Origin of the sequence: Microcystis sp. M015S2 (assembly GCF_020245945.1) — a bacterium.
GTDB lineage: Bacteria > Cyanobacteriota > Cyanobacteriia > Cyanobacteriales > Microcystaceae > Microcystis.
The window spans coordinates 23,277-45,162 of record NZ_JADBTX010000026.1 but is presented as its reverse complement, the minus strand read 5'-3'; the positions used below and the strand labels follow the sequence as shown (position 1 = coordinate 45,162).

The 21,886-nt window shown below is 42.0% G+C and carries 20 protein-coding genes; 8 read left to right on the top strand and 12 right to left on the bottom strand.

Features of this window, described 5'->3' with window-relative positions; genetic code table 11:
- Positions 1 to 169 precede the first annotated feature (169 nt).
- From IM473_RS05860 to glpX, 3 genes are all read right to left on the bottom strand, one after another.
- The gene (locus IM473_RS05860; RefSeq protein ID WP_287656727.1) at positions 170 to 358 is read right to left on the bottom strand and encodes a hypothetical protein; all 189 of its coding nucleotides are present in this window, start codon (positions 356 to 358) and stop codon (positions 170 to 172) included.
- A 528-nt stretch (positions 359 to 886) separates the two neighbouring features.
- Complete coding sequence (locus IM473_RS05855; protein ID WP_287656724.1) at positions 887 to 2,173, bottom strand: glutamyl-tRNA reductase; 1,287 nt, start codon at positions 2,171 to 2,173, stop codon at positions 887 to 889.
- A gap of 184 nt (positions 2,174 to 2,357) precedes the next feature.
- Positions 2,358 to 3,395 (bottom strand): class II fructose-bisphosphatase, encoded by a 1,038-nt coding sequence (gene glpX, locus IM473_RS05850; RefSeq protein WP_287656723.1) that lies wholly within the window; start codon positions 3,393 to 3,395, stop codon positions 2,358 to 2,360.
- Positions 3,396 to 3,558: 163 nt separating this feature from the next.
- Here glpX and IM473_RS05845 point away from each other — a divergent pair, with 163 nt between their 5' ends.
- The gene (locus tag IM473_RS05845; protein WP_287656721.1) at positions 3,559 to 3,711 is read left to right on the top strand and encodes a hypothetical protein; all 153 of its coding nucleotides are present in this window, start codon (positions 3,559 to 3,561) and stop codon (positions 3,709 to 3,711) included.
- A gap of 261 nt (positions 3,712 to 3,972) precedes the next feature.
- Here IM473_RS05845 and IM473_RS05840 read toward each other — a convergent pair whose 3' ends face one another.
- From IM473_RS05840 to crtO, 6 genes are all read right to left on the bottom strand, one after another.
- Positions 3,973 to 4,734, bottom strand: coding sequence for a sulfite exporter TauE/SafE family protein (locus tag IM473_RS05840; protein ID WP_287656718.1), 762 nt, complete (start codon positions 4,732 to 4,734; stop codon positions 3,973 to 3,975).
- The gene (locus IM473_RS05835) at positions 4,735 to 5,286 is read right to left on the bottom strand and encodes a DUF2854 domain-containing protein (protein ID WP_287656717.1); all 552 of its coding nucleotides are present in this window, start codon (positions 5,284 to 5,286) and stop codon (positions 4,735 to 4,737) included.
- Between the two features lie 142 nt (positions 5,287 to 5,428).
- Complete coding sequence (locus IM473_RS05830) at positions 5,429 to 7,111, bottom strand: alpha/beta hydrolase (protein WP_287656716.1); 1,683 nt, start codon at positions 7,109 to 7,111, stop codon at positions 5,429 to 5,431.
- A gap of 406 nt (positions 7,112 to 7,517) precedes the next feature.
- A complete protein-coding gene (locus tag IM473_RS05825) occupies positions 7,518 to 8,828 on the bottom strand; it encodes a mechanosensitive ion channel family protein (protein ID WP_287656715.1) in 1,311 nt (436 codons plus the stop codon).
- 2 nt (positions 8,829 to 8,830) lie between these two features.
- Entirely contained in the window at positions 8,831 to 10,123 is a 1,293-nt protein-coding gene (locus IM473_RS05820) for a sugar ABC transporter substrate-binding protein (protein ID WP_287656713.1), read from the bottom strand.
- Between the two features lie 477 nt (positions 10,124 to 10,600).
- Positions 10,601 to 12,247, bottom strand: coding sequence for a beta-carotene ketolase CrtO (gene crtO, locus IM473_RS05815; protein ID WP_287656712.1), 1,647 nt, complete (start codon positions 12,245 to 12,247; stop codon positions 10,601 to 10,603).
- Positions 12,248 to 12,392: 145 nt separating this feature from the next.
- Here crtO and IM473_RS05810 point away from each other — a divergent pair, with 145 nt between their 5' ends.
- Positions 12,393 to 12,716, top strand: a complete 324-nt coding sequence (locus IM473_RS05810) for an STAS domain-containing protein (protein ID WP_287656709.1) — start codon at positions 12,393 to 12,395, stop codon at positions 12,714 to 12,716.
- 96 nt (positions 12,717 to 12,812) lie between these two features.
- Here IM473_RS05810 and IM473_RS05805 read toward each other — a convergent pair whose 3' ends face one another.
- On the bottom strand, positions 12,813 to 13,949 hold the full coding sequence (locus tag IM473_RS05805) for a SpoIIE family protein phosphatase (protein ID WP_287656707.1): 1,137 nt from the start codon (positions 13,947 to 13,949) through the stop codon (positions 12,813 to 12,815).
- A gap of 358 nt (positions 13,950 to 14,307) precedes the next feature.
- On the opposite strand from IM473_RS05805, the gene IM473_RS05800 reads away from it, so the two are divergent.
- From IM473_RS05800 to IM473_RS05785, 4 genes are all read left to right on the top strand, one after another.
- Positions 14,308 to 15,531, top strand: a complete 1,224-nt coding sequence (locus IM473_RS05800) for an RNA-guided endonuclease InsQ/TnpB family protein (protein ID WP_287656705.1) — start codon at positions 14,308 to 14,310, stop codon at positions 15,529 to 15,531.
- Positions 15,532 to 15,633: 102 nt separating this feature from the next.
- Entirely contained in the window at positions 15,634 to 16,077 is a 444-nt protein-coding gene (locus tag IM473_RS05795) for an ATP-binding protein (RefSeq protein WP_287656704.1), read from the top strand.
- Positions 16,046 to 16,870, top strand: coding sequence for a sulfurtransferase (locus tag IM473_RS05790; RefSeq protein WP_287656702.1), 825 nt, complete (start codon positions 16,046 to 16,048; stop codon positions 16,868 to 16,870). Before IM473_RS05795 ends, IM473_RS05790 begins: the two co-directional genes overlap by 32 nt.
- A gap of 261 nt (positions 16,871 to 17,131) precedes the next feature.
- Positions 17,132 to 17,683, top strand: coding sequence for a LabA-like NYN domain-containing protein (locus tag IM473_RS05785; RefSeq protein WP_002764933.1), 552 nt, complete (start codon positions 17,132 to 17,134; stop codon positions 17,681 to 17,683).
- A 111-nt stretch (positions 17,684 to 17,794) separates the two neighbouring features.
- Here the strand turns inward: IM473_RS05785 and IM473_RS05780 are convergent, their stop codons facing one another.
- The gene (locus IM473_RS05780; protein ID WP_287656700.1) at positions 17,795 to 18,970 is read right to left on the bottom strand and encodes an esterase-like activity of phytase family protein; all 1,176 of its coding nucleotides are present in this window, start codon (positions 18,968 to 18,970) and stop codon (positions 17,795 to 17,797) included.
- Positions 18,971 to 19,007: 37 nt separating this feature from the next.
- Between IM473_RS05780 and IM473_RS05775 the strand changes: the two genes are divergently transcribed.
- Together IM473_RS05775 and IM473_RS05770 are read left to right on the top strand one after the other, a co-directional pair.
- Complete coding sequence (locus tag IM473_RS05775) at positions 19,008 to 20,195, top strand: tetratricopeptide repeat protein (RefSeq protein ID WP_287656698.1); 1,188 nt, start codon at positions 19,008 to 19,010, stop codon at positions 20,193 to 20,195.
- A 134-nt stretch (positions 20,196 to 20,329) separates the two neighbouring features.
- Positions 20,330 to 21,382: an LOG family protein gene (locus tag IM473_RS05770; protein WP_287656696.1), complete on the top strand. Its 1,053-nt coding sequence runs from the start codon at positions 20,330 to 20,332 to the stop codon at positions 21,380 to 21,382.
- Positions 21,383 to 21,385: 3 nt separating this feature from the next.
- Here IM473_RS05770 and IM473_RS05765 read toward each other — a convergent pair whose 3' ends face one another.
- Complete coding sequence (locus IM473_RS05765) at positions 21,386 to 21,775, bottom strand: hypothetical protein (protein WP_002733765.1); 390 nt, start codon at positions 21,773 to 21,775, stop codon at positions 21,386 to 21,388.
- Between the last annotated feature and the right edge of the window lie 111 nt (positions 21,776 to 21,886).

Below are 21,886 nucleotides of genomic sequence, written 5' to 3'. Positions count from 1 at the left end.
TGGACAAGGCTTACTTCTGTCTGAGATTAGATCGAATCTTTGAGAAGGTTGTCAGGAAAGCAACGGCTATGGTCGGCATGAGGGCTAACGGCTGAACTCACCCGCCGCCAATAAACTTGGATGATTACAGATACTCTACCATAAGGGCAGGTGCGGTGATTTGTTAGACTTACTGACCTCGCCCTGGCTTACAATCTGCAAAACTTAATGCCTCTGTGTCTAGAACAATGACGGCTTCAACGGGATAATCAATTTCAGTTGCACGAGCAATCAAGGCATCCTGAATCCAGTCTGGTAAGCGTCTTAAAATAATTTCTGCATCAGTGGACGAGATTCCCTCTGAAGGTTTTGCCTGCATGGGTTAGGACTCCAGATGAAGCGACAGAAACCGCGACCTCAGCCCTAGGCGGGTTGCGTGTAGTTCATGGATAGGGGAATTCTTCAAAATTATCCGCTCCCAGTCCCTCAAAATCACCTTGACAGACTACTAGAATCGCCCTTAATTTTTGTCAGTTGTCAGTCCCAGCCCTAGGGCAGGCTGAATAAATCTAAAAACCTTGTTGGATAAGACTTTTAGACTTTTTTCCCCTCAAAAAGTGCCAGACTTTGGAGTGATCGGGAGTAAAATTCAGGTACTTTTTCCCTGAAAATTAGGTAGTTGACCACCTAAAAATCGGTAAAACCCTACACCCCACACCCCACACCCTGCCCCCACGAAAAACTTTTTGCCGCAAACCCTATCTAAATTACTCGTTAAGACTGTCTATGAGCAGGGAGCAGGGAGAGGGAGTTTGAGCATTTGTACTAAAATTCCCCATAGGCAGTTTAAATGTACTACAGCTTAAAACCCGACACCCTGCGCCACGAAAAACTTTTTCAGCAAGCCCTAACTATATTCTTCCCCGACACTGAGGTTAAAGAGCATTTGCAGGGACTGTAAACAGCGCTTGCGGGCTTCGATATCCTGTTGGGCGCGCAGTTGTACCATGGGTTCGTGAAGGATTTTATTGACGATACCACGGGTCATTGCTTCGATAACTTCTTGGTGTTTTTCGGCGAATTCCGTCCCCAGACGGGAGAGGGCCTTTTCTAATTCCTGTTCGCGAATATCTTCAATTTTGCTTCTTAAACAGCTAATTGTCGGTACAGTGTCCAAAGAACGCCACCAAAGCTCGAAAGCTTCTACTTCCTGCTCTAGGAGTGCCTCTGCTTCCCTAGCCATCTGACGGCGACTTTCCTGATTGGCGGCAACCACCGCTTTAAGATCATCGACGTTAAAAGCTTGCACTTGTGCCAATTCCTTCACGTCGGTATGGACGTTGCGGGGAACGGAAATATCGATTAACATCAGCGAGTTAGCAGCAATCGTCACTTCTGTCAATAAAGTTTTAGTTAAAATTGGCTCCGTGGCTCCGGTACTGGTAAAGACGATATCCGATGCCGCTACGGTAGTCATCATCTCTTCTAAGCCATATAGTTGCAGCGGTAGGTGAGGAAATTCACGGGCCAACTCCTCGGCCCGTCTTTGGGAGCGATTGACGATCGCAATTTGCTGAGAACCCTTAGCCAGAAGGTGAGTAACTAATAATCGGGACATTTTCCCTGCCCCGATAATAGCGATTTTCTGGCTGCTGAGGTCTGCCACCTTAGCATGGGCTAACTCCACCGCCGCCGAACTGATCGATACGGCCCCCGTGCCGATGCTGGTTTCCGTGCGGACGCGTTTACCGGCAGTCATCGCTTGTTTAAACAGGCGATCGAGTAATTGGCTAATAGTATTGTACTTTTGAGCTAATTTATGGGTATTTTTAACTTGAGCGAGAATTTGCCCTTCACCGAGGACAAGACTTTCTAAACCGGCCGACACCCGGAGCAGATGACGGACAGCATCCTGATGCAGCAGGGTAAACAGATAACGACGCAGGACATTAAGGGGAATATGCCCGATTTCAGCGAGAAACTGGGTAATTTCCACCACGCCCTTTTCCGTATCCGTAACCACGGCGTAGATTTCCAAACGGTTACAGGTACTGATAATAGCCACCTCTTGGATGTGGGGATAACCCTTGAGGTGGGTAAGGGCGGACTCGATTTTCGCTTCCGGGATACTCAATTTTTCGCGAATTTCCACCGGGGCTGTCTTGTGACTCAAGCCCACTACAGCAATATTCATTTATGTTCTCCTACAAATGTTGCTCAGGCTACAAAAATTATTGATAAAGATCAGTGCGTTATGTCTCTAATTGTTGCAATTTAGTCCCAATCGGGATGCAAATAAAAGATGTTTGAAAAAAAACTTTATATATTTTTACCAATGGGGGCGAGGTGAGCCATACCCACCCCACCGGGTCAGAGAATTATCTCAGTTGAATGTATTTGGGTTGGTCGAACAGGTGAACGGTATCGACAAAGCGAGCGGTTTTCGATTGGGTGGAGATAACCAAGCTTTGGGTACGAGCGCCACCGTGGAAGAAGCGTACCCCTTCCATCAGGGTGCCGGGGGTGATCCCACAGGCGGCAAAGAGGACGGTTTCGCCACTGGCTAATTCTTCGCAACCGTAAACGCGATCGGGATTGGTGATGCCCATTTCTTGCAGACGAGCGATATTACCCTCGCGACTTTCGCCGATTAACCCAGTTTGAACCACTTCGGGATCATAGATTAATTGTCCCTGGAAGTGACCCCCCAGACAACGCATAGCCGCTGCCGAGATTACCCCTTCTGGAGCGGCACCGATACCCATGAGAGCATGAATATTAGTTCCCGAAAAAGCGCAGGAAATAGCGGCCGATACGTCACCATCGCTGATCAGACGAACTCTGGCCCCAGCGTTGCGGATTTCTTGGATTAATTCCTTGTGACGGGGACGATCCATAACCACTACCACCAGTTCTTCGATCGAACGATTGAGACAATCGGAAAGAACTTTCAGGTTTTCCGTCGCCGATTTATTAATATCCACATGACCTTTAGCTGCTGGGGGAGCGGCTAATTTTTTCATATAAAAGTCAGGAGCGGCGAATAACCCACCCTTTTCGGAGATGGCTAACACGGCCATAGAACCATTTTGACCGTAGGCAACTAAGTTAGTGCCTTCGCAGGGATCGACGGCGATATCGATTTCGACTAATTCGTCGGGATTACAATATTGTTTGGCATCAGCTTGGGTGCAGATACCCACTTCTTCGCCAATATAGAGCATGGGAGCTTCGTCTCTTTCCCCTTCTCCAATAACGATGCGACCGCGCATATGGATTTTATTCATCCGTTCGCGCATCGCTTCCACAGCGACGTGATCGGCGGTATTTTTTTCGCCTTTACCCATCCACTTCGAGGAGGCAATGGCAGCTTGTTCGACCACTTCGATAATTTCTAACCCTAGCGTACTTTCCACTCGATGATCCTCCCTACAGCTGATCTATGATATATCTAGTGAGTTTGTTTCCTTAACAGTCAAAAGTCTATCACCAGACGGGGATCATTCTTAAGTTTTTATGTAGATCATCTGGAGGAGACTGGTATAGCTAGGGAGTTTTTGGGACTATTATCGCCTAATCTTGGCGATTGGGACTTTTATCACTGATTTTGTCTGGCGATCGCCAGAAGGGATGTTCTTACCCCTGTTGTTACTGCTAGACAAGGGCAGCTTTGTCGATGCTAAACATCTGGTGAGGTTTTGCCGAGCAAAATTATCCACCCTATTCCGTTAATCCTTCAGTGTGTTTAACCGATGCTAGAATGCACCAAGAGCCTCGGTTATTCTAGACAAGCTAAAACCCACTTTTCTTGGCAATTGAGTTAAAACGTCATCGGGTAAGGTTTTAAAATGAGCCATTTTAGTTGACGGTCTTTCTCATAAAGATGCAGTATAACCTAATTTGCTATCGACAACTGACTCCCCAAAGCGAAAATTTCCTACCTCATCCTTAAGATAAGCTAAGACGCATTTTAACCGCCTATAACTCAGTTTGTTAACGAAGAAAATAAACTATAGCGGTAATAATACTCAGAATTACCACAGTCTGGCGCAGATAACTAGGAGAGATAATTCTAGCTAGTTTTCCCCCCAATAAACCCCCAATTAAAGAGCCAATTGCTACCACTATCGCCGCCGACCAATATACCTGATTAGAAAAGAGAAAAAACCAAGATGCGGCCACATTAACCACCAAAGAAAGCAACTGTTTTAAAGCATTTAATCTCGTGAGATTATCCTTGAGAAATAAGCCCAAAATTGCTAACTCAATCACACCTAAACCCGCTCCAAAATAACCACCATAAATTGAAGCGAGAGCGATGGGTAAAACCGCCCAATTTTCCGGTATATTGCCCTTTTTATCTCCCTGTCGCCGCTGCAACCAAGAGCGTAAAGTATCTTGAAAAGCCAATAAAGCCGCCGCTAAAAGAATCAGAAAAGGAATCAGGCGGTCAAATACTTGATCGCTGCTATTTAACAGCAAAATACCACCGATAATGCCGCCAATAACTGCCGATGGTAGTAATAACTGAATCCGTTTTTGTTGCCCGTGCAGGTCTTTTTTTTGGGCGAGGGTTGCCCCCAGATAACCGGGGCATAAAGCGACGGTATTAGTCACATTTGCCATCACCGGTGGGATACCCACCGCCATCAGCGTTGGAAAAGTAATCAGACTACCGCCACCGGCAAGAGCATTAATTAAGCCGGCAGCCACGGCAGTGATTGCTAGGAAGCCATACTGAATAGGCGTGAGCATTTAGGCGTTAGGGATAGTAATTAGGGCTAAATCAATTTTTTCCTCGTCAACTTGCTTAATTTCGGCTCTAATTCCTGGTCCAAAGTATCTTTCGATTTTTTCTTGTTTTGCCAGCCACTTTTCTAGGGGTAAAAGGGGCGATTCAAATTCTAGAGTGAAACAATAGGCGGAATCAACAGCAGTTTCACGAATTGCCACTAAAGTCGGTCTTTCCTCGTCCGTGGGGCTTAATCCCAGCTTTTCTAGGGCTTCATCCAGATGCACTTCCTGTCCGTAGCGATAGCGGGTGACATCGTTGCGAAGTTTGGTTTGGGTGACAGTAGCCTGTTGTTGGCGCAATTGCAAGATTTCGGGGCTAGTGGGTTGACTGAAGGGTATCGGTTTGATTTCTGAAGCTTTTAGGGCTAAACCTCCCAATAATAACGGTAATCCGTAGAAAAACCCCGCTAAATTGACCGTGGCGTTACCTTGGGCATAACCGATAATGCCGATAACCGTTAAAATACTGCCTAAAATTAAGCCAAAGTATGATAGTCTAATTTTTCTGAGCATGAAATAATTTTTTTCTTGAGTACGCTAATCCTTTAGAGATTATACAACTCAAAAGAATCTTTTTTGCAGAGGGGCAGTGGGGAGATTTTTCAGTTATTAGCTACTGAAGGCAATTAGTGTCTATTGCCTATTGCCTTAGTGTCTATTGCCGATGTACTCGCAATTTCTCAATTAATTGAGATAATTTCTGGTCAGAAGCGGCAGTAATAAAGTCTAATTTAAACTTTTGTCCCTGACTGAGATATTCTGCATAACTAGACAGAAGAAAAGGACGAAACTTTTCATTATCCGCAATATAAACTTCAAAAAAAGCCACCAATAAAGCCCCCGCATAATCCTCGATTAAATTTTGATTGGGTAAAGTGATATCGACCACAGACTCTAGGGTTTTTTGCATTCCTGCATCCAATTCCGTAAAATTTACATGAGCTTGTCCCTCCACCATGGCCAGATATTTATCTGGCGTTTTTAACCAAGTAAAAGGAATGGCCTGTTCAAAAATCGGATTAGCTGCCGGGTCATAACTTCCAGAACCCAAGAGGACAGGAATCGAGATTTTACTTAAACCTTTTTCCCCAAAAATACTGCGGTTAACGGGATTAGCTGCAAAGACAGCCGTGACTCGTTCATCGCGAAAATTATAGACCTGTCTAGGCAATTCCAGGGCGCGACATTCCAGTAAAATAGCGATATTAATCCCGGAGTAAGGACGATTACAATCTTGGGCGAGATTATCAAAATCAATTTGTGCGCCGGCAACAGCTAGAGATGTATAACCTCCAAAGGAATGACCCGCTACTCCCACATTAGTGAGGTCAAGTTTACCTTGAAATTGACTAGCATTTCGTCTGGCTAATTCATCGATGACAAAGCTAATATCTTTGGGTCGATTAATAAACTCATTGCCATCAAAAATATTGCGATAATACCCCCCTAACATTCCTTGTAGGTATTGGGTATCACTGCCGGGGTGTTGCGGTGCCGCTACTAAAAATCCGTAGGAAGCTAGATGTTCAATTGCTTGGGCATAATCTTCTGGTCGCGAGGCTAATCCGTGGGAAAAAATAATTACAGGTGTTTTACCTTCTCGGAAAGTTTGCGGGATATAAACATTGACATATAAACTGCGATTGCGACTGCTATCAGTTAAGTTCCAAACTTCTTTTTTTACCTGAAAGCTACCGCGCTGACGCAGATCGGGTAAACTGGTATAATTAATCGCTGGTTTAACGGCAGCAGCTTCCTCGGCTGTCCAGAGGCGCATATCTTTAATAAATATTTCCGCCACATAAACCGCATAATCGATGGTTTTAGCTAATCCGAGGATTTCTTCCCCCTGTAACTGTATATTATTGGGGAATTTTTTCAGGACATTTAAAAGGGTTAATCCTCCCGGATCGAAAGCGGCACTAACAATCGCACCCCGCAGGGCATATTTACCATTAATTCCCCCTTCAATGGTGATGCCTTTGCCCAAACGAGAGAGCATATCAGCACCCATCACACTATTAAAAAAACGAGATAGTAAAATAGGATCGATGTCAATCTTTGTTAATAAAGCCTCACGAAACTTCTCTCTTGCTTCGGGAGTTGCTCTGGACAGAAATCTTTTTAAATTAGCGTCGATTTTTCCTTCTTTAGCAAAATTTTCTAGGGATGCTACCGATACGGAAAAGACGAGGGGTGTATAGACAAATTCAATTTCTTCGGCGGCTTTTAGGGGTAAAGTGGTGATACCTGCAGCGAAAAGACCTAGAAGGAAAGCTCGCAGCCGACGGGTGGTATTATTTCTGGGAAAACGATTTTGTAAACGGGGGATAATCATGGGATTTTTAGTTAGGGTAAATGACAACAATTAAAAGGGAAAAGTAGCATACGGCCAGTTGAAAAACGGTCTTGGTTACTTGATTTCCTTAACCACGGCTCAAAGGTATTGAGACGAAGGTTTCTAAGGTACTAAGGGGCCAATTTAAGGCTAGGGCAAGCGATAAAGTGCCAAGCAAAGTAGGACGAGAAAGCATTAGCAAAACCTCGATAGATTCATCTGGGATATTTTAATTATAGATTATTGATAATTTTTGAATATACTATCTAGAATAGTAAGTTATAATTGTTTTTATGTCAAGATATTAACCATTAATAAAAAACAATAAATACATGGATTTAATAAGTGAAAGTGATATATTTGGCGATGAAAATAATCAGATAAGCTTTTTGACTGGGATAAATTGCTAATTATTACGAATATGAATATCTTGTTGCGGGAAGGGAATCTCGATACCCTGTTGAGTAAACCTATCAAGAATAGCACAATTAATATCACTAATGACTCGCTTTTTCCCGTTAACATCATCCAACCAGAACTTTAATTCAAAGTTTAAACTAGAATCACCAAAATTAATAAAAAAGGCTACTGGTTGCGGGTTTTTGAGTATGTGAGGATGTTGATCAGCAATGTCTAGCAATAAATTCATCACCTGTTGAGAGTTAGAATTATAACCAACTCCGATAACAACTGAACAATAAATCAAGTTATCACTACCCGTGTAGGTGGTGACATCCTCAGTAAAAAACTTTTGATTGGGAATAATTTTTTCGGAATTGTCTGTAAGAATTTGCACCGTTGTCGCTCGGATACCTAGCTTTTTTACCTGAGAAGTCTGTCCTTCAATATTAATTATATCACCGGGTTTGAGAACTTTTTCAAATAATAGTAAAATACCGCTAATGAAATTACTTACCACTTGCTGCATACCGAAACCAATACCCACCGATAAACCGCCAGTAATTGCCGCTATTGCCGTTGCATTAACTCCCACATAACCCAAGATGAGAATAAAACCTAAGACAATGAAAAAATAACGTCCTAACAGTAAAGTTGCTTCAATTTCACCGCGACTCGCTTGCTGATTTAAATTAGTAATGCTCAGAATTATACTCTCTATAAGAACAACAATAATTACCAGAAAATAGGGAGCTATTATCAAAATAAATATGCTTCTCAATGTGATCGGACTATTGAATAAATTGAAGGGAGATACTTGGGCAATTTCTTGAATATTATTGTAAACACCAATAATATTTCTCAGGAGGAATAATACCAATAAAGGTGCTAAAAGCCGACCATGATAATATTTAATTGTATTGACGGAAAACCTAGCATATAATCCAGCTAATAAACAACGATAAATCAAATAAAAAAATATTAATTGTATGGATAAATTAATCATTCCTCTTGTCCAGTTTTGACTGAAAAAAATTAGATACTTTAAGTCAAGTAAAATTAGACTAATAACTGGAAAATTAAGAAACTCTATCAGGATAGCAAAATATTGATGGAGGGTTAATTTTTTATCACTGTGAATAAAACTGGTGCCGTGAGGGAATCGTTTTCTCAAGTAAGACCATAACCATTTTGATAATAACCAAGCAAGAATTAAAGACAGAAAAATGATCGCTAATTGACTTTGAACATTTCTGCGTCCTAAAAATAATAATTGGTTAGCAATTATTTCCGAAAGAGAGGGAATATTGTTGTTCATAATTAATTTATTTTCCCGACTTCCTGATCGAGACCTGATTGAATATAAAGTGTCAGTTTTTGGGCTGCTGCTGAGGAAGATATTTCACCAGCGATCGCTCTTTCATACCAAAATTCTCCTTTTTCTAAAATTTTATTCAACTTTTCCCAATCATCCAGAGGTACTGCCACGGCATTTTGAGATTGTTGTAATAATACCGATTCGATCGGTAGTAAATTTCCTTCGATCTGCACCCGTCGATTAGTGGGAATAAAACTTTCTGTTTGGGTGATTGCTTGTAATTGTTGTTTGGGATTAGAGAGAAATTTTCCTAAAGCTAACCCCAACCTATTTTCATTATCACTATTATTACGATTAAATACCATCACCCGTGTATAGAGAATTGGTGCTGCTTTACCTTGAGTGTCTTGGGGAAGTAACGCGACTCTGAGATCATCTTGGAGGCTGTTTTTTAAATCGGCAATTTCAATAGAATTACACACATAATAGGTTAAGCGGCCTCTAGCAAAGGCCTCATGAAGCAATTCCCGTTGACGATTGAGGATAAAATTAGGCTGTGACGAGGCAAATTTTAGCCATTCTAGCCATTTTGCCCAACCATCCAAGCGAGGTTGCAGCCTACCCTGATCATCCCACAAATAGCCGCCAAAAATTGCCATTCCCCAAAAAGTATCTTCAAAAGAGGAAACTATCCCCACAGAATAACCTTTGCGCGCACGTTCCACTAATCCCCCTAAACTGGTGGGAGGTTGCTTCAGCAGCGGATCGGGACTAACTTGTAATTTTTTTTGATTATAACACAGTACATTGGTACGAGAACCTAAGGGAATACCATAGATTTTTCCTTGATAGCTAACTTGTTTCAGCGTCGGGGGATAATAAATAGATAAATCTAGATTGTTCTGGTCAATTTCCCCCAGTACTCCTTGGGATACTAACCTGGGTATATTTCTCGAAAAAATTAGAATAACACTCGCACCCAATCCGCTTTGAGATTGTTTAAAAAAACGTTCTGGTATCTCATCGATAGGAATAGCTTGTTCGAGAATTGTCACTTGCGGATTTAATTTTTCAAACTCTTGCAAACCGAGACCTAGTATTTCAGTTAAATTTCCCTCTTCTGGATACCAAACCAAAAGGGTTCCTTGCCGTTGCTCCGATGATTGGTTAGGAAGATCACTAAAACAAGCATAAAGAAAAATTGGCATCAAGATAAAAAGCAATAGGAGCGATATAATTCCCCTTATTTTTTTACTTCTCCAAACAGTTTTAACTCTGAGCCTTAGAAATTGCATCGCTCGTGATCCTTCAAAAATCTTGCCATATATTCATCGTACATGAAAAAGTGAATAATCATCTTCATCAGAAAAATAATTAACCTGATCTTTTGTCAAGAGCCACCAGTCTAGCAACAATTACAGTTAAAAATTTGTGCGAGTTAAGCTGATGACGTATCTAAATTACCTGTTACGTCCAGAACCCTATTTAGAAATCTTTGTCAAGTACAATTTATATCAAATTGGGTGAGCTTACCCTGCATACCAAATAGGTTTTTAATATTATGATTAACCCCCGAGTTATGGATTATTTCTCCCCATTCGCTGCCCCTTCTCCCCGCTCTCCTATATCTTTTAAATAGGATTTAGTATCACTCCTCCTCATTTCCTCAAAATCTTTTCCCATTTAGGGCCTTTAATCTCTCCTTTTCAAGGATAATTGGCTAGGGGCAATAAATATTAGGATGAGGTTCGGGATTTTGAGGAGGAGGGGATTTAGTTAAATAATCTTTGCAGAAAAGTGCTTTGATCCCGCAGAAAAACCTGAGCGCAATTGCGCCCCGGCATTCCCGAAATTGAGCCGCCGGGGTGAGTTCCTGCCCCAGTTAAATAAAGGTTTTTAATGGGGGTTTTGTAGTTAGCTATTTCTGGCAAAGGACGCAGGAAAATCATCTGATCTAAGGTCATATCAAGATGATAGTAATTACCTTTATAGGAACCCAAACGATTAGCTAATTCGGCCGGACTTTCCACCCGACGGGCAATAATGGCGGATTTGAGATTTGGGGCATAATCGGCCAGTTTATCAAGAACTCGATCGGCCACGCGATTTTTTAATTCTTCCGTCCATCCCGTGCCGTTTAATCCTGTTCCCTCGGCCCCGGCAATCTGATAGGGGGCAAAAAATTCGATCCAGAGGGTATGCTTGCCCTGGGGAGCCATGGAGGGATCGAGAATAGTGGGGACATCTAGGTACATCGAGGGATTTTCGTCGGGAATCTGCCCCAAAATCGTTAAAGCGTGGGCCTGTTCAACGTGACGCACGGAATCGGCGATGAGAATCGTTCCCTGTAAATACTCCTCTTTGTGATCGTAAGCCTCGAACCTTGGCGCTTCGGCGAGGGCGCAATCAATTTTAAGAATTGTTTCATTGTTATTGACAATTCGCCGTTCTACCCTTTCTCGCAATTCTGGATCGGCGGCATCCACATCGGCGGGGGCGACTAACTGTAAAAACACTCGTCTAGCGTCAATATTAGAGATAACAGCCGCTTTGGCCAGATATTCCTGTCCAGAGTCCACCCTAACACCGATCGCTTGTCCTTCCTCAATTAGAATCTGTTTAACTTTCTGCTCGGTTAAAATCACCCCACCGAGACTGACAACACATTTCACCAGAGCCTCAGTTAGTGCGCCTGTACCACCACGAGGGCGAGCCACCCCGGGGGAATGACGCATCGCCATCATCATCATCCCGGAGGTAATGCCTTTTTGGGAGGGAGGAGCGCCAATTTCTGCCGCTAGACGAGCCAGGGGTGCTTTGACAAATTCGCTCTCAAACCACTCATTGAGGACATCTTCGGGGGAAGTAATCATCGTGCGGATGAAGTCGAGCAGTTTCTTTTTCGAGCCGATCGCTTTCCAGACACTAGCTAAGGCACTAGAGTTATAATTGCGGGCGATTCTGAGCAAATCTTGGGGCGGAGCGTTAAACCAAGGACCGATCGCATTCATCAACTGTCCCCAATAGTCGATAAACTGAAGGTAGCGATCGGCATCTCGCCGACAAAACTGGGCAATTGCGGCGTGAGTTTTTTCCAGAGAGCGATAGGAAAGAAAATATTGGCCGGAGGGATGGGGACAGAAAACGGTAGGATCAAAGAATAAATACTCTAATCCGTGGCGTTTTAGCTCTAATTCCTCAATTACCGGCCCCAAAAAAATAAATTCGTGATCGATCGCACAGAGATTAAACTTAAAATCGGGGGCTAGATCTGGGATAACCGCTTCTGTGGTAGCTGCTCCTCCTGGTACGCTACGCTGTTCGAGAAGGAGGACGCGATAACCAGCTTTGAGGAGATAGGCGGCACAAACTAAACCATTATGCCCCGCACCGATGAGGATGACATCGTAACTTTCCATACAGTTTCAAAAATTCCTATTTTTAATTTTGCGCTTTTCTTGACCCTAATATGTTAAAAATAGTTAAAGATTGGCTGCTATCAGCAGATTTCAGCGAGCAGTTATCAGTGAGCAGGTAGAAAACATTTAATTTTTCCTTTTTTTTATGAGTTCTGCGATTAAAGTTATTCAACCATCCGGTATTTTAGATGGCAACCAAGCCAGCGAATTTCGCCAAGAAATTGCCGAAGCCGTGCAGGAAGGGTCAGAGGTTATTATCGTTGATTTCAAGAATGTCACCTTTATGGATAGTTCTGGTTTAGGGGCGCTAGTTTTATCCTTAAAAACCGTACGTTCTGCGGGGGGTAACATTTTTATCTGCTCGATTAATGATCAGATAAAAATGTTATTTGAATTGACCGATATGGATCGAGTTTTTGAAATTTTTAATAACCGAGAAGAATTAGAACAAAAAATCCTCGGAAGTTAATTAAGTAGTCGTGCAAAATTAATTTATTGGTTGGGATAGGCAAAAGGCAAGAGGCAAAAGCTTTATCGAAATGTGTAATTAATTTTGCTTAGGTACTTAACGAAAATCCACCTGCATGATCGAAAGATCATCCTTAAAATTACCATCAAATTGTAAAGCTTGAATCTTTTCGATAAAATTATCGAGATTTTTAGCATAATTACCGTGATAATTTCGCAAAGATTGAATAAAGTTCTCCAGTCCCCACATCCTACCATCAGCACAATCGATCTCGTAAATTCCATCGCTAAAAAGATAAAGGCTACTGGGGAAATTCAGGCATTTAACCTGATTAATATATTCCGCTTCCGGAAACATCCCGATGGGAAAACCGGGGGCTTTCAGTCTGGTTTCAATCATCTGGCCAAAAGGTTTTTGAGTCAGGAGAACTGCCGGGGGATGACCGGCACTGGCATAGGTTAACTGTTGTTGTTTCCGATCATAAATTCCGTACCAAATAGTAAAATATTTATCATTCTTAGGGCTGATTTGATAAATTTGATTTAACCCATGTAAAACCTGATTAGGTTGATAGTAATTCACCTGAGTTAAACCACGGGAACGGAGTAAATTAATCACCGAAAGGGAAGGTAAAGCCGCTCGCAACCCATGGCCAGCCACATCTAAAAGATATAACATCAAATGGTCATTATCTAACCAATAATAATCAAAGCCATCACCCCCCAATCGACGAGAAGGAAGGAAGCGAAAATCGATAGCAAGTTTTCGAGAAATAAAAGGTTCTGGTAACAGCGATCGCACATAGTCCGCCGCCTCCGCTAACTCCATTTCTAGTAATTGTTTTTGCGCTTGCAGATCATGACTTAATTGATGCAAACGCATTCCCGCCCGCACGCGCGCTCTTAACTCATTAATTTCGATCGGTTTACATAAAAAATCATCGGCCCCCGCATCCAATCCCTTCACCCGATCCTCCACCGATCCCAAAGAAGTTAAGAGGATAAAAAAAGTTGTTGACAGTTGGGGATTAAGCTTAATTTGCCGGCAAACTTCCAACCCATCGATCCCCGGCATCATCCAATCACAAATAATCATCGCCGGTTTTAGTTGCCCCGCTTGCTTTAATCCTTCTTCCCCATCACTGGCAACAAAAACCTCGTATTCCTTCTGCAAAGCTCGTCTCAGGAACGTTTGAACTACTCCATCATCATCAATTACTAGAATTCGTACCATCTTTTTTGTAACTCGACTATCTCAATCTTACTGCTTACCTCGGACTCCCTAAAAGATGACTTTGCTTGTCCCTCAACCAGGGATTAAATCCAGAATCGAGCTAACACATCAGTCATAGTTTGGCAAAAATGGTATTGTAAAGTTTCAATACAAATATGGTCAGATATAGTCATTCACGGTAATATGTACAGACAAAACTATCAGACTAGGCAAAAAAAACAGGAATAAGTTATCGAACGACTTGGAGGTGGTGGAAACAAGGGAATTTAACAGGCTATCAATTGCCTTCTGGTACAACTATCATAACGGATGACAACCCTTCAAAACCCGACGCTGAGTTAAAAGACAACGGATAATAATGTTAGTAGCAGAAAGACACATTATCAAGAAAGGACATCGATTTTGGGCGGAGATAGATAATTTATCTTGGCAGTCTAAAAATCTCTACAACTCAGCCAATTATTTAATCCGACAAAACTTCATTTATGGTCATGGCTATTTGACCTATAATCAGATGGCCTCTCTGATGAAAGACACAGAACAGTATCGAGCTTTACCCGCTAAAATTTCCCAACAAGTTTTAAGAGGATTAGACCGGAACTGGCAATCATTTTTTGCCGCTTCATCAGAGTTTAAAAGTCACCCCGATAAATTTCTGGGAAAACCCAAAATCCCTGGCTATAAGGAGCCAAAAAAAGGAAGAAATCTCTTAGTTTACACAATTCAAGCCATCAGCAAAGTAGGTCTTAAGCAAGGATTAGTCAAGCTATCAGGTACTTCAATTGCATTGCCGACGAGAGTAGCGGAGCGCCTAGCAGAAGTTAGAATAGTTCCTAAATGTGATTGTTATGTAATCGAGGTAATTTATGAGAAAACCGAACAGTTCTTAGCTCCTAATGAAAAAATAGCTGCGATAGATTTAGGCATAGATAATTTGATGGCTGTAACTTCAAATCAACCAGATTTTATCTCTTTGTTGATTAATGGCAGACCGTTAAAAAGCCTGAATCAATTTTATAACCAACGTCGAGCTAAGTTACAATCTCTGTTAAAAGGTAATCGTCAAAGTTCCCAGAGGATTAGCCGTTTAACTCGATGTCGAAATCAGAAAGTAGATGATTATCTTCATAAGGCTAGTTGTTATTTGGTTAAGCTCTTAGTTGACCAACAAATTACCACTTTAGTTATTGGTAATAATCCAGGGTGGAAACAAGAGGTAAACTTAGGGAAAGTCAATAATCAAAAATTTGTGACCATCCCTCATGCTCGATTAATTGACATGATTATTTATAAATGTCAATTAGTAGGAATCAAAGTGATTACTCAAGAGGAATCCTATACCTCCGTTGCTAATTTTTTGAATTTAGACCCCCTACCAGTGTATGGACAAACAACTGAAAAGCCAGTGTTTTCAGGAAACCGAATTTCGCGAGGGTTATATCGCACAGATAGAGGATTTCTTTGCCAATCTGATGTTATGGGTTCCTACAACATTTTGCGAAAAGCATTCCCAAATGCGTTTAACCGCTATGGGATAGAGAGGTGCGTAGTTCACCCAAGGAGAATCAATCTCTTGAAGTAAAAGTGAAGGGAATTTCTGAAATGGAATTTAGTCTGTCTATATTTGACTATACTTTTACTAACTATAACTTCTAGCGTAAGGCATTGCAGAGGTAAGCCGGGGGTGAAGATTTCTTTTCAGGTAGATAGCGATCTCAAGTCCTTAGATACCGTTTTAAACTATTTTGAGCAACTTGAACCGGCGGGCATTCCCAAAAAAGCCTGGCTCCAGTGTCAGCTTGCTCTTGCCGAAGGTTTTACCAATGCTGTCCGTCACGCTCACCGACACCTCCCCCCCGAAATTCCGATCGAGATCGAGATTGAGATTACCCCTCACCAGATGGAAATTCGCATCTGGGATCGGGGTTCCGTCTTCGATTTAGAGGACTTTATCGAGAAAAACGCCTATCATGACTATAGTTTCTCTGGTCATGGGCAAGGACTGCCGATCCTCCGAAAAATCGCCGATCAACTCAGTTATACTCGCAACGAAGATCAGCGCAACTGTCTATTAATTATTAAACAATTTTCCCGCCATGAATCCGATCGCACCCCTCGTTTCTCCTAGTTGGTTAGTTAACAATCTCGATCGCCCCGATCTGATGGTTATTGACTGTCGTTTTCAATTAAATGATCCCGATCTCGGTTATCAAGAGTATTTAGCCAATCATATTGAAAATGCCTTCTATTTACACCTCGATCGCGATTTATCGGCTCCCGTTGCCCGTCATGGCGGCCGTCATCCTTTGCCGAATCCGCAGACGATAGCCGCTAAATTAAGCTCTTTAGGGGTGATTTCCAGCCAAACCCATATTATCGCCTACGATGCCTCCCGTTTTGCCTTTGCCAGTCGTCTCTGGTGGTTATTACGTTATCTCGGTCATGAACGAGTCAGCATTCTCGATGGTGGTTGGCAAAATTGGTTAAATGCCGGTTATCCCGTCTCTAATCAGATACCTGTGCCAAAAACCGGCGCTTTTCTCCCCCAAGTTCGAGAGGATTGGGTAGTCACGATCGAGGAGGTGAAAAGGCAAAAAGAGCAAGCGGGAGTGGTGTTAATTGATGCCAGGGAAAGCGATCGCTATCGGGGCGAAAGGGAACCGATCGATCCGATCGCCGGCCACATCGAGGGGGCGCTTAATTATCCCTGGTTGGAAGTCACCGATAGTCAGGGTTTTTCTCAACCCCTGGCCCAGCAAAAACAACGTTGGCAAGAGCGGCAAGGCGATCGAGAAATTATCCTCTACTGTGGTTCGGGAGTGACAGCCTGTGTCAATATCCTTTCCCTTACCCTAGCCGGATACGACAATGTTAAGCTATATTCTGGAGGTTGGAGTGATTGGTGTTCCTACCTGATCTAACCAGCCTTGTTGATACCCATCTATCGAGAAAGATTATCAAAATGACCTAATTACTGTACAATCCCCCTATTATCACTTTTAATTATTCCCAAACTATTATCTAGTTTGTCTCCCAGACAAAAAAGCTAATTTTTATTTTAGTTGCTATCTTTTTGCTCTCAAATCACCGCTATTCCTCAAAGAATAGTCGTTTTCCCCCGTAAAATTACTAAAAAGTAATTTTATAGTTAAACTCTATAAAAAATTAGGTATGTATTTTGTATGACAGAAGCCGGTCTTTGTCATTGTAATGGTGGCGGCCGTCCGAAAGATCGCCTTTCGATTTTTGTGGATGGCAATAATATGTTTTATGCTCAACAAAAAAATGGTTGGTTTTTTGACCCGCGCAAGGTGTTAAATTACTTCACCAACGACCCGAATATTATGTTAATTAATGCCTTTTGGTACACGGGTTTAAAAGATTCCCAAGATCAAAGAGGTTTTCGCGATGCTTTAATTAGTTTGGGTTATACGGTGAGAACAAAAATTTTGAAAGAATATTATGATGATAGTTCCGGTCGGTTTTCCCAGAAAGCTAATTTAGATATCGAAATTGTCGTCGATATGTTTAATACCGTCGATCAATACGATCGAGTGATTTTATTTAGCGGTGATGGCGATTTTGAACGAGCGATCGAACTATTGCGCTCTAAAAATACTCATATTACCGTAGTTTCTACGGAAGGGATGATCGCTAGGGAATTACGCAACGCCACCGATCGCTATATTGACCTGAATGATATTCGCAAAGATATCGAAAAAAGTGATTATTAACCGGCCGTTGTGTCTTTAAACCGGCTATTTATCACCTTTTTCTTTATTGGTAGTCCTCACCCCAACCCCTCTCCCAGAAGGGGATAGGTGAGGCAATTAACCATCTCTTGTTTATTTTTCCTTGAGTCGAAATAGTAAAAACTGATTGACCTGATTCGGATTAAAATTATCATCACTGACTAAAATCAAAGAGCGACTGCCATCAGCTAATCTTGGACCGAGGGTCATTCCTTCCAAATTATCTAAATCAATCCCCAAAGTCCCTAAATCTAGTAATAATTTTTTCCGCAAGGGTTGCACCTGTAAAGCTTCTAATTCCCCCGGTATCCGAGCAATTTTCGACGTATCAGTGGCACTCCCATTAACTACCTGAAATAGTTTCGCTCCAAAACCTTCTAAACCAAAAGTTCGCTCTAAACTGAGAAAATAACCCTCTTTTTCTAAAGCTAATAATTCCGTTAAACCGTAGTATCTCGCACCACTGGGTGGCTCATCTAACACATACAATTGTTCTGATACTAACACAGGCGCACCAATCGGATCGATCACATAATGAAGAAGTCGCACTCTGAGATTTTCTGCTCTTTTTCCCGTGGGACTATCTTGAATTAAAGCGTTTTCTGTGGCAGTAAACAAACGAAAAGGATCGTCTTTGAGGGTGCTGGTAATCCCTAAAGTTAAGGATTCAAACCCTAAATTATCCTGTATTCCTTTTTGATTGCTATCATCCGGTAAAAAGCGATTAGGAATTAACAAAGACTCCTTTAATTGTCCCTGCAAATCAAATTCAGCAATAAAAGGAGCAATTCCCTGTTTAACCGCACCTTCACTGGAAATAAACAAAGTTTGTCGGGGCGAAAAAGCGATACCTTCCGGGTCGATCGATCCCTTTTTAAAAGTTTCTCCCTTGCCATCTTTTAGGAACGTGACTGCCTCTAAATTCACTTTTTCGATTTTTTCATCATTTATCTGCAAACTGGCCCGATAAAAGCGGGCCGGAGCTTTCTGAGAACGATCATCACTGAGGAGATAAAAGCGGTTATTGGCACGATCATAGGTAATTGCCGATAATCCCCCCACCCTTGTCTCCTGATAATCCGCTTGTGGTAATTGATATTCTCCCAAAAACTCGACCGAGAGGGGTAGAAACATTCGTTGTTCTGCTAAAACTTGCGGGGAGACACCACAGGCAGCCAGACTAAAGGTTACAATCAAACTAGCAATTAAACCCAAAATTGGGAAACGCAAATTTTCGGCAGTCAGTCTCTTATAGAATCGATCGATCACAAAATATCATCCTCTACTACGCTCCTATCAATCTATTATGCTACGTTTTTCTCTCAGTTTATGGCTCTGTTTGATCGGTACTTCCCTTCCTCTCCTAGCACAAACAGAAACCTCTGCACCCAATCCCCTCGAAACTCCCCTAAAAAGTCCTTTATTACCCGGAATTGATCGCCCTTTAACTCCCTTGGAGCGTCGTCAACTGTTATTATACATCGATCAACGCGATGCTGAAGCTCAAGCTAAATACGATGTGGGATTAAATGAGGAAGCTTTTCCTATCTGGTATGAAGTGATTAAATTAAATCGTTATTTAGGGGCCAAAGAAGAAGTAAAATCTTTGGGAAAAGTGGGGTTAGCAGCTTGGAATCGAGATCGAACCGAGGATGTTAAATTAATTACTGCTCGTTTAAAAGCTCTGCAACAAACCGCAGAAACTAACCAGACAATGGACGGGGAGTTATTAGCATTATTAGGTACATCCTATCAACAGGTACGAGCTTTTAATGATGCGATAATTATCTATGATAAAATTCTAGCTAATGCCAGACAATCTGGTGATAATGTGGCAGTAGAAGCAACTCTAAATCAACTTGGTCAAATTCATTTATCCCGTTTTGATTATCAAAAAGCAGCCCCAGTCTATGAGGAATTATTAACTATTTCTAAGGCGCAGAATAATTCTTTAACTCAAGGAATTTATTTGCAAAGACTAGCAGAAATTTATCGAGAATCTTTGCAACCAGCTAACGCCGTGAAAATTAAAGAAGAAATAGCTGAAACCCAGATCAGAAATCAGCAAATACAGTTAATCCCCGCTCTAAAAATTCAAATTGGTTTAGATTACCAAGCTTTAAAAGATGCAAATAAAGCCAGCCAAAACTTTCAAGAAGCCTATTCTCTCGCTTTTGCTTTACAACAGTACGGCACCGCAGGAGAAGCTTTAAATAAGTTAGCCGAACTTTATAAAAGTTATCAACAGGTAGATTATGCTTTACAAATCTATCAAGAATTAATTAAAGTCCATGAATTGGGTTATAATTACTACGGTTTAATGAATACCTACGATCAAATCGGTCAAATTTATCTAGAGAGAAAAAATTATCCCCAAGCTTTACTCGCTTTCCAAAAAGGTGCGGAATTAGCCCAAGCTATCCGTTATCGTGAACAATATTTTCAAACCCAAATCACCCAAATTAATCAAGCAATAAATAATCCTGAACAGTGATCTTTAAGTCTTTGAACAGTTAACTAATGGACAGGGAAATGGGGAAATGGGGACTAAGAAATATCTTCCCCAACACCCTAAAACCCTAAAAACCTAAAACCCCAACACCCTCAAACCCAAAACCCAACCCACCAATGGAAAATTCCTATTCTCAATTAACCGAAGACTTGCTGAAATTGCTGCAACATTTGCCTCACTTAAAAGATAGTAAATGGATTCAAAGATCTCTGGAAGCAATAGTCAGAATTGCCGGGGAGGAAATCGATCGCCTCGATTGGAAAATTTTAACCTACGCGATCGAAGATCTAGAAAAGGGATTTCAGGTATTTTACCCCTACCGTCACATTCGTAAACTGACCATTTTTGGCTCGGCACGCATCAAACCCGACAGCAGTGAATACCGTCTCGCAGTAGAATTCGCACGCCGTATCAGTCAATACGGTTTTATGGTGTTAACTGGTGCTGGGGGTGGCATCATGCAAGCAGGGAATGAAGGTGCTGGACGGGAAAATTCCTTCGGATTAAATATTCAGCTACCCTTTGAACAGGGGGCTAATCCTCATATCATAAATGATGCCAAATTAATCGATTTTAAATATTTCTTTACCAGAAAACTATTTTTTCTGCGGGAAAGTGACGCAGTAGCTTTATTCCCCGGTGGTTTTGGCACCCAAGATGAGGCCTTTGAGACGCTTACCCTCTGTCAAACCGGTAAATACGGACCTGCACCCCTAGTATTAATTGATGAGCCTGATGGGGATTACTGGCAAACTTGGCAAGAACAAATTAGTGAAAATCTGCAAAAAAGAGGACTGATATCCGCTGAAGATCGGAATTTTTATACAATTACCAACGATCTAGACTACGCTTGTCAAACAATTCGCCACTTCTATCGGGTGTATCACTCCAGCCGTTTTGTGGGAGAATCCTTTGTTATTCGTCTTAATCACGAACTAAGCGGGGAACAGATCGAACAAATTAACCAAAACTTCGGCGATATCCTAGTTAAGGGGAAAATCGCACCTAGTCAAATTCTAGAACGAGAGAATCGGGATTCCAGCCACCATTTACCTCGTCTAGTTTTTTACTTCAACGGCAAGAGTTACGGACGCTTGTATCAATTAATTGATCACATCAACGATTTGAGTCCTGTAGTTGCCCTAGAAGAGCATCCCGATAGAAAATAAACCCTAGGCCAGAGTTTCCGGACAGTATCCTAAACCTTTAGTAAATTGTTGCCGAAAAGCCTCTATATCTTGCTGATCCGGGGTACCATGGGACACAATCGCCACTTGATAGCGACGCATGACATCAATAGGAGATTGTCCCGTTTCCAAACTCCAAAAAACCATCTGGAGACGCATTTCCGGTTGATAGGGAATCCCTAACTCATTCATGTAGGCGCGAAAATCCCCGTGTTGGCAAGGAGTCAGCATTTGATTAAACTTCACCTTGACCACCCAACCGTTAATCTGATGGATAACCGTCATCACGGAGGAGGGCAGATGAGTCATCGATCGCAGGTATTCGGTGACTCGTAGCGTTAAACTAGCATTAGCAAGAAAATAGAGATAGTCCATAGTGGCCGCTGGGCTATTGGCTAATAGTCACAATTAGTGTTATATCTCTAGTCTGACGATAAACCGTCCCATACACCAAGGGGAGAAATCCCCGATTTCTTGAAGTTCGCC